This window comes from uncultured Acetatifactor sp. (assembly GCF_948601915.1).
Classification (GTDB): Bacteria; Bacillota; Clostridia; order Lachnospirales; family Lachnospiraceae; genus Acetatifactor.
Genome location: NZ_CAPDXS010000165.1, coordinates 1 through 10,699, shown reverse-complemented (window position 1 = coordinate 10,699; position 10,699 = coordinate 1). Strand labels below are relative to the sequence as shown.

The 10,699-nt window shown below is 58.2% G+C and carries 12 protein-coding genes; 10 read left to right on the top strand and 2 right to left on the bottom strand.

All coding sequences use genetic code 11. The annotated features are described in order from the left end of the window. Nucleotides 1-1,178 (top strand): DUF975 family protein (locus tag Q2B33_RS20865; RefSeq protein ID WP_300823010.1); only part of this gene is annotated, 1,178 nt, incomplete at its 5' end. After that, nucleotides 1,175-2,467, top strand: coding sequence for a metallophosphoesterase (locus Q2B33_RS20860; RefSeq protein WP_300566170.1), 1,293 nt, complete (start codon nucleotides 1,175-1,177; stop codon nucleotides 2,465-2,467). The genes Q2B33_RS20865 and Q2B33_RS20860, both read left to right, overlap by 4 nt. Nucleotides 2,468-2,481: 14 nt before the next feature. On the opposite strand, the gene Q2B33_RS20855 is transcribed toward Q2B33_RS20860, so the two are convergent. Then, nucleotides 2,482-3,288: an AraC family transcriptional regulator gene (locus tag Q2B33_RS20855; RefSeq protein WP_300566172.1), complete on the bottom strand. Its 807-nt coding sequence runs from the start codon at nucleotides 3,286-3,288 to the stop codon at nucleotides 2,482-2,484. A 299-nt stretch (nucleotides 3,289-3,587) separates the two neighbouring features. On the opposite strand from Q2B33_RS20855, the gene Q2B33_RS20850 reads away from it, so the two are divergent. Both Q2B33_RS20850 and Q2B33_RS20845 read left to right on the top strand, forming a co-directional pair. After that, complete coding sequence (locus tag Q2B33_RS20850) at nucleotides 3,588-4,319, top strand: ThuA domain-containing protein (RefSeq protein ID WP_300566174.1); 732 nt, start codon at nucleotides 3,588-3,590, stop codon at nucleotides 4,317-4,319. 14 nt (nucleotides 4,320-4,333) lie between these two features. Then, nucleotides 4,334-5,452 carry a Gfo/Idh/MocA family protein gene (locus Q2B33_RS20845; protein WP_300566176.1) on the top strand — a complete coding sequence of 373 codons (1,119 nt, stop codon included), beginning with the start codon at nucleotides 4,334-4,336 and terminating at the stop codon, nucleotides 5,450-5,452. A 236-nt stretch (nucleotides 5,453-5,688) separates the two neighbouring features. Here Q2B33_RS20845 and Q2B33_RS20840 read toward each other — a convergent pair whose 3' ends face one another. After that, a complete protein-coding gene (locus tag Q2B33_RS20840; protein ID WP_300566178.1) occupies nucleotides 5,689-6,417 on the bottom strand; it encodes an NAD-dependent protein deacylase in 729 nt (242 codons plus the stop codon). A gap of 220 nt (nucleotides 6,418-6,637) precedes the next feature. On the opposite strand from Q2B33_RS20840, the gene Q2B33_RS20835 reads away from it, so the two are divergent. From Q2B33_RS20835 to Q2B33_RS20810, 6 genes are all read left to right on the top strand, one after another. Beyond that, complete coding sequence (locus Q2B33_RS20835) at nucleotides 6,638-7,477, top strand: YdcF family protein (RefSeq protein WP_300566180.1); 840 nt, start codon at nucleotides 6,638-6,640, stop codon at nucleotides 7,475-7,477. A 98-nt stretch (nucleotides 7,478-7,575) separates the two neighbouring features. Next, a complete protein-coding gene (locus tag Q2B33_RS20830; protein WP_251206813.1) occupies nucleotides 7,576-7,749 on the top strand; it encodes a DUF951 domain-containing protein in 174 nt (57 codons plus the stop codon). Between the two features lie 110 nt (nucleotides 7,750-7,859). Continuing rightward, entirely contained in the window at nucleotides 7,860-8,144 is a 285-nt protein-coding gene (gene rpsF, locus Q2B33_RS20825) for a 30S ribosomal protein S6 (RefSeq protein ID WP_296461486.1), read from the top strand. A gap of 25 nt (nucleotides 8,145-8,169) precedes the next feature. Next, nucleotides 8,170-8,643 (top strand): single-stranded DNA-binding protein, encoded by a 474-nt coding sequence (locus Q2B33_RS20820; protein WP_296461484.1) that lies wholly within the window; start codon nucleotides 8,170-8,172, stop codon nucleotides 8,641-8,643. Between the two features lie 30 nt (nucleotides 8,644-8,673). Next, entirely contained in the window at nucleotides 8,674-8,937 is a 264-nt protein-coding gene (rpsR, locus tag Q2B33_RS20815) for a 30S ribosomal protein S18 (protein ID WP_300566185.1), read from the top strand. A 314-nt stretch (nucleotides 8,938-9,251) separates the two neighbouring features. Next, the coding region (locus Q2B33_RS20810; RefSeq protein ID WP_300914225.1) for a DHH family phosphoesterase at nucleotides 9,252-10,699 on the top strand (1,448 nt) is incomplete at its 3' end.

The following is a 10,699-nucleotide window of genomic DNA, read 5'->3' as shown; positions in this document are numbered from 1 at the left end:
AGGCCTATTCCTACCACCTGGTGCCCTATCTCCTGGCGGAGAACCCTTCCATGAAGACCCTGGATGCGATCTCCCTGTCCAGAAGGCTCATGGACGGCCATAAATGGGAATGCTTCGTGCTGGAGCTGTCCTTCCTGGGATGGGATCTGCTGGGCATCCTGACGTTTGGCGTCTCCAACATCCTGTTCGCCACCCCCTACAAGACGGCCGTGATGGCAGAGTATTATGCCAGACTGCGCAGCCTGGGCATCCGGAACCGGGTGGAGGGCGCCGGGCTTTTGAACGACCGGTATCTGTTCGCGCACGCGGATAAATATACGCTGAAAACCGAATATGCGGACGTGGACAGGGAATGCGGGGCGCAATCGCCAAAGCTGCCGGAACTGAAGGGAATCTCCGGATTCCTGGCGGAAACCTTCGGCGTGGCCGTCGGACAGGGGAAGGAAATCCAGGCTCTGGAGGAGGAGCGCAGCCGCAGGTTCCTTCTGGAATACGACAGAAAGGCATTGGAGGGGCAGATCTACCCCACCAGGCTGCACCCGGTTCCGGAGAAGCGCAAGCGCAAGTGGGTGGTTAGTCTCAACTATCTCAGATGCTATTCCGTCTGGTCCGTGATTCTGATGTTCTTCGCCCTGTCCTTCGTGGGATGGCTCTGGGAGGTGGGGCTCCACCTGATTGCGGACGGGGCCTTCGTGAACCGGGGCGTGCTCCACGGGCCCTGGCTCCCCATCTACGGAACCGGCAGCGTCATGATGCTCCTGCTGCTGAACCGGTTCCGGCGAAAGCCCGTGCTGGAATTCCTCCTGGCCATAGCGCTGTGCGGCTGCGTGGAGTATTTCACATCCGTGTACCTGGAATATGTCCATGGCGGCACCAGATGGTGGGACTACACGGGATACTTCCTGAACCTGCACGGCCGGATCTGCGCGGAGGGGCTGCTGGTCTTCGGCATCGGCGGCATGGCGATCGTATATGTGCTGGCCCCCTTCCTGGACGGGCTGCTGCGCCGTCTGCCCTCCGGACTGCTGATAGGGGCCGGAATCCTCCTGCTGTGCCTCTTTGCCGCAGACCAGGTATACTCTTCGAGGCATCCCAATGAGGGGAAGGGCATCACGGACTATCAGAGCCGGATCCAGATGCAGCTCCAGATACAGACCCGGGAGGTGAGGATAGTATGATAGCAGTCTGTTTATCGCCGCTCTACCTGTTGCTCTGCGCCTATGTATTCTACCGGCTGCAGACCTGGCTGGAGAGATGCCTGCCCTACCTGGCAAGGAAAAGGATACGCATCCCCATATGCGTCTTCTATCTGTGCGTGGCCTTCAGCATCCTGGCCGCGTTCCTGCTGGAGCCCTCGCCCGCCAAGCGGCTGCTCAAGCAGCTCAGCAATACCTGGCTGGGGGTGCTGCTCTACGCCCTGCTGGTGATTGCCGCAGCGGATCTGATCCGGCTGGCGCTGAAGCGGCTTTTCTTTCGGGAGGAATCCCGGCGGAAGCTTTCGGGAAAATCTTGCCGGAGGCTTCCGGCGAAGCCTCGCTGGATAGAGCTGCTGTTCTCTCGGGGCGGCCATGCGGCCATCGGAGCGGTCTGCATCCTCTGCATCTGCGTCTGCAGCCTGGCGGGAATCGTGAGCGCGGACAGAATCAGGGTGACAGAATATGAACTGTACGTGGACAAGGAGGCCCCGGGGATAGAGGAGCTGAAAATCGTGCTGGTGGCGGATCTCCACCTGGGATACAGCATAGGAATCCGCCACATGGAGCAGATGGTCAGCCTGATCAATGAAGAAGATGCCGACCTTGTAGTCATGGCCGGGGACATTTTCGACAATGAGTACGAGGCCCTGGAGGATCCGGAGGCCCTGGCGGAAATCCTGGGCGGAATCCGCAGCAGATACGGAGTCTACGCCTGCTATGGCAATCACGACATCAAAGAAAAGGTGCTGGCAGGCTTCACCTTTGCCAGCGCCGGGGAGAAGGCCAGCGACCCCAGGATGGACGCGTTCCTGGAGGAGGCAGGCATCCGGCTGCTGCGGGAGGAGGGCGTGTTGATAGAGGATGCCTTCTACCTCTACGGTAGGCCGGACTACGGCAGGCCCGGCAGGGGCATCCGTGTGCGCAAGACCCCGGAGCAGGTGGTGGCGGGGATGGATCCCTCTAAGCCCATCATCGTCATGGACCACCAGCCCAGGGAGCTTGCGGAGCTGGCCGAGGCCGGGGTGGACATCGACCTCTGCGGCCATACCCATGACGGCCAGACCTTTCCCGGGAACCTGACGGCCCGGTTCTTCTGGGAGAACATCTGCGGCTATCTGCGCAAGGGCGATATGCACAACATCGTCACCTCAGGCGTGGGCGTGTTCGGCCCGGACATGCGGCTGGGCACCCGGAGCGAGATCTGCGCCATTACGGTGCGGTTTGGGCAGGGATCCGGAGGCGGTATCGGTGGCACGCAGCCTAGGCACTGAGGCCGGGCCGCGGGCTATGACTGCGGGAACACCTCTCCGATGGAGGCCTGGGCTTTGCGGTACCGGGAGGGTGTCATATGGTAGCAGGCCAGGAAGTTGCGGTTGAAGGTCTTCTGGCTCTCGAAGCCCGCGTCCTGCCAGATGGCGGTGATGCGCTGGTCCGTGGTCCGAAGCTGCCTGGCGGCATAGTCCAGCCGCAGGCGGTTCACGTACTCGTAGAAGCCGCAGCGCAATCTGGCGGTGAAGACTCTGGAGATGTAGTATTTATTGAAATGCAGCTCCCTGGCAAGACTGTCCAGGGTAAGGGGCTCCTGGAAATGCTGGGACACATAGGAGATGAGCCGGTAGCCCACATCGGCGCTGTCCGTGCTGTCCCTGGGGAGCAGGACCGTGTCGGAGAGCAGGAAGGACAGTATCAGGTTCAGCCAGGCGGCGCTGACGGAGAGGGAGAGCTCCCTGTAGCGCAGCATCCGGCCAAAGGCCAGGGGGATATCGGGATTCCGCGTGCCGGAGGACAGGAAAGGGGATTCCGGCTGCTGCTTGCGGAATAGATGATAATAATCCCTTGCGTAGGCCGGGGAAAAGATGCACAGGATGCCCAGGCAGGCATCCGTGGTGAGATAGCTGTGCACCATGTCCGGAAAGATGAGGGCCGCCTCGTCCTTCCGGATTCTCTTTGTCTGGTTTTGGACGGTGACCTCCAAAGAGCCCTCCAGGAGGTAGATCAGCTCTACGGCGCTGTGGAGATGGGCCGGAAAGGTGATGTCCCGGGTGAGGGTGCAGCGGAATTCGTCCTGTTTGTCTTCATAAAAAGGCTGCATGATAGGCTCCTTTCCGGCAATGGATTCCGATTCCTTCATTTGAAAGCCGGGATGCCCGGGCAGGTTCCGCGGAGCTATCCACGCTGCCGCCGCGTCCTGCCTGAAAAACAGCAGGATAGCAATCTGTGACTGCTTTTATTGGCTTTCTGACAATCATTCTACAGGAATTCCTGCTATACTTCAAGTACCGATTGTAAAAAAAGGAACGCCAAAAAGGCGGCAAAAAGGCGGCAGACGGAGAGGAAGAGCGCCCTCAGGCACAGGACGATCCGGGGGGCGCGGAAAGGCAAGGTGGTTATATGGAGAAAGGGAAGAAGGCATTGATTTTCCAGGGAGGCTGGGACGGACATGAGCCCGCGCTGGTGGCCGAGCGGTTCCGGGGGATGCTGGAGAGGCACGGATATGCCTGCGAGATGCATGACACCCAGGACGTGCTGGCGGACGCGGAGAAACTCATGGGGATGGACCTGATCGTGCCCTGCTGGACCATGGGGGAGATCAAGCCGGAGTACACCGGGAACATCAGCCGGGCCGTGGCTGCGGGCTGCGGCCTTGCGGGATGCCACGGGGGCATGTGCGATGCCTTCCGCCAGGATGTGGAATGGCAATTCATGACTGGGGGACAGTGGGTCAGCCATCCGGGCGGGGACGGGATCGACTACACGGTGAACATCCGCAAAGGCTCCAGCCCCATCGTGGAGGGGATAGAGGATTTCCATGTGTGCAGCGAGCACTATTATCTCCATGTGGACCCGGCGGTGGAGGTGCTGGCCAGCACCCGCTTCCCGGTGGTGGACTACTACCACAGCGCCAACAGGGCGGTGGACATGCCGGTGGCCTGGACCAAGTTCTGGGGCAACGGCAGGGTGTTCTACTGCTCCCTGGGACATCATGACGATGTGTTCGAGAAATTCCCGGAGGCCGGGCTCCTGATGGAGCGGGGGCTTGTCTGGGCGGCGGAGGGGAAGGCCTACGCGCTGGAGCATGGGCTGACCACAGAGCGGTTCGAGAGCAAGGCGAAAATGTATTGAGGAGGCGAGGGGATATGGGAGAGAAACAGTCCAAAGTAAAAATAGGCGTGCTGGGAGCCGGGGCAATCAGCGGAATCTATTTCCAGAACCTGACGGAGCTGTTCCGGGAGGTGGAAGTGTGGGCGGTCTGCGACCTGTTCCGGGAAAAGGCGGCGGAGGCCGGGGAGAAGTACGGAATCCCCAGAGTGTACGATACCATGGAGGAGCTGCTTGGGGATAAGGAGATAGAGATCGTCCTGAACCTTACCCGCCCCAACGAGCATTACGCCACCACTAAGGCAGCGCTGCTGGCGGGCAAGCATGTGTACAGCGAAAAGCCCCTGGCCGCCACCTACGAGGAGGGCGCGGAGCTTGCGGCCCTGGCCGCGGAGCGCGGGCTTCTGCTGGGCGGCGCGCCGGACACCTTCCTGGGGGCGGGGATACAGACCTGCAGACGGCTCATCGACGACGGGATGATAGGGGACGTGATCGGAGCGGAGGCGAAGATGGTGTGCCACGGACATGAGAGCTGGCATCCCGCGCCGGAATTCTACTACCAGTACGGCGGCGGGCCCATGATGGACATGGGGCCTTACTACATGACGGCTCTGGTGAACCTGATCGGTCGGGTGCAGAGCATCAGCGGCATGACCGGGACGGCCTTCCCCCAGCGGATCATCACCAGCAAGCCCAAACAGGGCACGGTGGTGGACGTGGAGGTGCCCACCCACACCACGGGCCTGATGAAATTCCAGAACGGGGCCATTGCCACCGTAGTGACTACATTTGACGTATACTACGACAGGCAGGCCTTCCTGGAAATCTATGGCACCAGGGGGACCCTGCGGGTGCCCGATCCCAACGGCTTCGGCGGAAGCGTCTCGCTCCTTAGGCCTGAGGACGGGAGCTTCAGGGAGATGCCCCTCCTGTACGATTACAAGGAGAACAGCAGAGGCCTGGGGGTGGCGGACATGGCCAAAGCCCTGCGGGAAGGCCGCGCTCCCCGGGCGGACGTGCAGCAGACCCTCCATGTGCTGGAAATCCTCACTGCATTTGAAAAGAGCAGCAGGGAGGGGCGCCTCGTGGAGCTGGACTCGCCTTACCAGAGGAGAGAGGCCATGCGGAACATGCCGGTTTCGGGGGTTCTGGATTGAAACTTGGATTGCAATCCGCACGGAAACCAGCGGTGGCGCTCTGCAGCGGCTGAGCTGAACGATACGCAAGGGGTATCGGGAAATGGCTATATCCCCGCTTTATATGCTGTGATGCGTTGAAGCTTACAACCATATATTGTGTGCTGACAGCATTTCCCGACGCACCCGCTGGTTCTTTCGTGCAATTGATTTTCGATGGCTCCTTTTGAAAAAGGGGCCCAAACCTATTGATGCGGTCACAGCTGCGAGAACACTTCTCCGATAGGCCCCTGTATCAGCAGATCCGCATGGGCATCCCTGGGGGTGGGGGCCTTATTGATGACCACAAGCTTGTCGCCTTTGAAGTAATCGATCAGCCCCGCCGCCGGGTACACCGCCAGGGAAGTGCCGCCGATGATCAGTACCTGGGCGTCATGGATGAAGCGCATGGCGTCCGTCATGGTCCGGGAGTCCAGCCCCTCCTCATAGAGCACCACGTCCGGCTTCACGGAGCCGCCGCATTTCCCGCATTTGGGAACGTCGGCGCTGTCCAGTATATACTGCACGTCATGGAACTGCCCGCACTTCTCACAGTAATTGCGCAGCACCGAGCCGTGGAGCTCCAGCACCGTCCTGCTCCCGGCGGCCTGGTGGAGCCCGTCGATGTTCTGGGTGATCACGGCCTTCAGCTTCCCCTGAGCCTCCAGCTCGGCCAGCTTCACATGGGCGGCATTGGGCTTTGCGTCCAGGAATAGCATCTTGTTGCGGTAGAAGCGGAAGAACTCCTTCGGCTTCCGGCGGTAGAAGGTGTGGCTCAGGATGGTCTCCGGGGGATAGTCGTACTGCTGGTGGTAGAGCCCGTCCACGCTGCGGAAATCCGGAATCCCGCTCTCCGTGGACACCCCCGCGCCGCCGAAGAATACGATATTGCTGTATTTTTCCACGATTCTCTTCAGTTCGTCGATTTCTGCTTGATAATTTCCCATAGGCGTGTCCTTTCCCTCGCTGCCGTGCAGCGCGCTTTTGCTGCTCTCATTGTAGCATGGGGGAGGCCGGCTTGCAATCCTGATTCAGGCCTAATTCTAAACTAAATATTAAGAAATCTACAAAGTATCTTTATTGAATGGAAGATTGCTGATGTGGTATAATGTTGACTCAGAAAGGAACTGAGCAGGCATACGATTCCGCTAAAAGAGACTGACGATTATGAGAAGAAACCGAAAAGAACATCTAATCCCTCTGGAGAGAAGCCGGAGGATCATCCAAATAGAGAGAAGGGGCCATACCCCCGGCGGACATCCCGTCCTTGCCGGTATTTTTGGCATGCTGGGGATCCTCTGCGTCATATACTGCATAGGAATCGCTATCACGGGCTTCGGCACCTACTTCTTCCTGATCTGGGGGGCCATAGGGGCATGCAGCCTGGCGCTGGCGGCGATCCTCCAAAGCGGCCGGGCCATGAACGCCATCCCGGTATGGATCAAGGGCGCTTTCTGTGCCCTTTTCTGCGTAGGGCTGCTGGTGTTCGGCGCGGTGGAGGCCAGGATTTTGTCCCAGTACGGCGCGGAGGCCTCTCCGGGAGCGGACTACATCATCATACTGGGCGCCCAGTGGAAGAGCACGGGCCCCAGCGAGGTGCTGCGGCGCAGGCTGGACAGGGCCATAGACTATCTGGAACAGAATCCCGACACGAAGGCGATTGTCACCGGCGGCCAGGGCGGGAACGAGGCCATCCCCGAGGCCGTGGGGATGCGGGGATACCTCATGCAGGCCGGCATCGAAGAGGAGCGCATCCTTGTGGAGGACAGGTCTGCCAGCACATACCAGAATCTGGTGTTCAGCGCCGGGCTGCTGGATCCGGCGGAAGACAGCGTTGTAATCGTGACGAACAATTTCCATGTGTTCCGCGCCCTGAGCATCGCGAAGAAGCAGGGATATATAAACGCGGAGGGACTGGCCGCCAGCGCGCCGTTAGGCTCGGGGCCCAACAATCTGCTGCGGGAGTTCATGGGCGTGGTGAAGGACTTTTTCGTGGGAAACCTGTAGGCAGAAAGCTGTAACAGGCAGAAAGCTGTCTGGAACGGCTGCCCGGCAGGATATAAAGGGATAGATATGCGCGCCGGAGCGCGCGGGAGGAGCATGAAATGGACATCAATGTAGGAGACGTAGTGAGACTGAAGAAGCAGCATCCATGCGGGAGCAGGGAGTGGGAGGTGCTGCGTTCCGGGGCAGACTTCCGGCTGAAATGCAAGGGCTGCGGCCACCAGATCATGATTGCCCGCAGGCTCCTGGAGAAGAATGTGAAAGAGATTCTGTAAAAACCCTTGAAATATCAGGAAATATATGTTATCATCTACATTTGTGATGAATCAAATTCCTTGCTCGCATCCGGTGCGGGCCAGAGACCAGAAGGAGGTAAGTAACAGGCATGAATAAGTATGAATTAGCTGTAGTCGTGTCCGCTAAGATTGAAGATGAAGAGAGAGCGGCTGTCGTTGACAGATGCAAGGCTCTGATCGAGAGATTCGGCGGCGTCATCACAGAGGTGGACGATTGGGGCAAGAAGAGACTTGCTTACGAAATCCAGAAAATGAAAGAAGGCTTCTACTATTTCATCCGCTTTGACGCTGAGAGCACGGTGCCCATCGAAATCGAGAGCCGTGTCCGCATCATGGACAATGTCATCAGATACTTAGTCGTCAGACAGGACTGAGCTCAATTAGAAAGCGAGAGACGATATGAACAAAGCGATTCTTATGGGGCGTCTGACCAGAGACCCGGAGGTAAGGTATTCACAGGGGGCCAGTCAGACATCGGTGGCACGTTTTTCCATTGCGGTGGACAGGAGGTTCAAGCGTGAGGGCGAGCCTGACGCGGATTTCTTTAACTGCACTGCTTTCGGCAAGCAGGCGGAGTTCGTGGAGAGATACCTGCACAAGGGCACGAAGATTGTGGTGTGCGGCAGGATTCAGAACGACAATTACACCAACAAGGAAGGCCAGATGGTCTACAGCGTCCGCGTCATGGTGGACGAAATCGAATTCGCCGAGAGCAAGAATGCATCCGGTGGGAACGCGGGTGGATATAACAATGGCGGCGGTTACAACAATGGCGGCTATGCAGGAGGCGGCAGCGCTCCTGCACCCTCCGGAGCCGGAGATGGCTTCATGAACATCCCCGACGGCATCGACGAGGAGCTGCCCTTCAACTAAGTACGAATATGTGAGATAGGAGGCATTGAGATGGCTTTTAATAAGAGTGAGAAACCCGACGGCCCGGTGAGGAAAAAGGGCGGTGCCCGCAGGAAGAGAAAGGTATGCGTGTTCTGCGGCAAGGACAATGTGATTGACTACAAGGATACCAACAAGCTGAAGAGATACGTTTCCGAGAGGGGCAAGATTCTTCCCCGCCGCATCACCGGAAACTGCGCGAAGCATCAGAGGGCGCTGACGGTTGCAATCAAGAGGGCGCGCCATGTGGCGCTTATGCCTTACGTTCAGGATTGACCGTAAGGGGCAGGAAGGAGGCTGACCGTCCGCAGGGGCGGTCGGCCTTTTTGCGATATTGTGTTTTTATTCTGTTATCTATATATTCGGTGATTAACTCTTGCACACAAACCGGGAAAAGGCATGATAAATGCCGTTTATATAAATGATATCTATCTGATTCAACAAAACATATCCATATTAGACAAATTATATTGTGGCATCGTGTTGAAGAGTATGGTATAATGGTCGGGTAGGCAGAGCCTATGGCAGCCTGTGGCAGCCACAGAAATAAAAGAAAACAGCAGGGAGCGTCGGCCCTGCGAGGTATCCATATGAAAAAAAGAATAAAACTAAAGGGCCGCATTAAGTCATATATTCAGTTTGGCATCTATCTGGGCTTGCTTTTGTGCATAGTGGATGTGGCCGTATTTACCATCGATATCCGTGCGGGCATCATCCTGACAGGATATCTGATATGCTATTTTGCCGTTACCCTGTCGCTGTATTTCCGAAACAGGCCCCTGGTCATGAACGAGCTGATCAGCTTTGCCACGGAGTACGGGCAGATTCAGAAGAAGCTCCTGCGGGATTTGGATGTCCCTTATGCCCTGCTGGAAGACAACGGAAAAGTGATATGGACGAACAGCGCCTTTGAAGCCATCGTCCATCAGCCCAAGGGGTATAAAAAATCCATCACATCCCTTTTCCCCACGATCACAAAGGACCGTCTGCCGGATGCCAATGAGGTGGACGAGGCCCAGTATGAGCTGGAATATGAGGGAAACGAATATGTAGTGAAATTGAAGAAGATTTCCCTTCAGGAGATGGCGGAGCACAGCGATATGATAGACGAGGAGGGGTATGAGGGATTCCTGACAGCGGTCTATCTCTACGATGAGACCGCCCTGCACATCGCCCTGCAGGAGGTGGACGACCAGAGCCTTGCCGTGGGCATGATCTACCTGGACAATTACGATGAGGCGCTGGACGGCGTGGAAGAGGTGCGCCGTTCCCTTCTGATCGCGCTGATCGACCGGAAGGTGAACAAATACATCTCCTCCTTCGACGGCATCTGCAAGAAGCTGGAGAAGGACAAGTACCTGGCCATCATGCGCAAGCGGGCGGTGGCCCAGCTCCAGGAGTCCCGCTTCGACCTGCTGGAGGAGGTCAAGACGGTCAATATCGGCAACGAGATGGCGGTGACCATCAGCATCGGCGTAGGGCTGGACGGCCTGACCTATGCCCAGAACTATGAATTCTCCCGCAATGCCATCGATCTGGCCCTGGGCCGGGGCGGCGACCAGGCCGTCATCAAGACGCCGGAGAGCATCACCTACTATGGCGGCAAGAGCCAGCAGGTGGAGAAGAATACCCGCGTGAAGGCCCGCGTGAAGGCCCATGCCCTTCGGGAGATTATCACGGGCAAGGACCAGGTGCTGGTGATGGGCCACAGGATGCCGGACGCGGACAGCTTCGGCGCAGCCGTGGGCATCTATAGGATCGCGCTGACCCTGGGGCGCAAGGCCCACATCGTGCTGAACGACCAGGTCCCGGCAATCGAGCCCATGGTGGAGCTGTTCAAGGGGAACACGGAGTATGAGGGCGACATGATCATCGGCAACCAGCAGGCCATCGAAGCCGCCGGGAGCAATACCGTCCTGGTGGTGGTGGATGTGAACAAGCCGTCCATCACGGAATGTCCGGATCTCCTTCGGTACTGTAAGTCCGTGGTGGTGCTGGATCATCACAGGCAGGGCACGGAGACCATTGAGAACGCCAC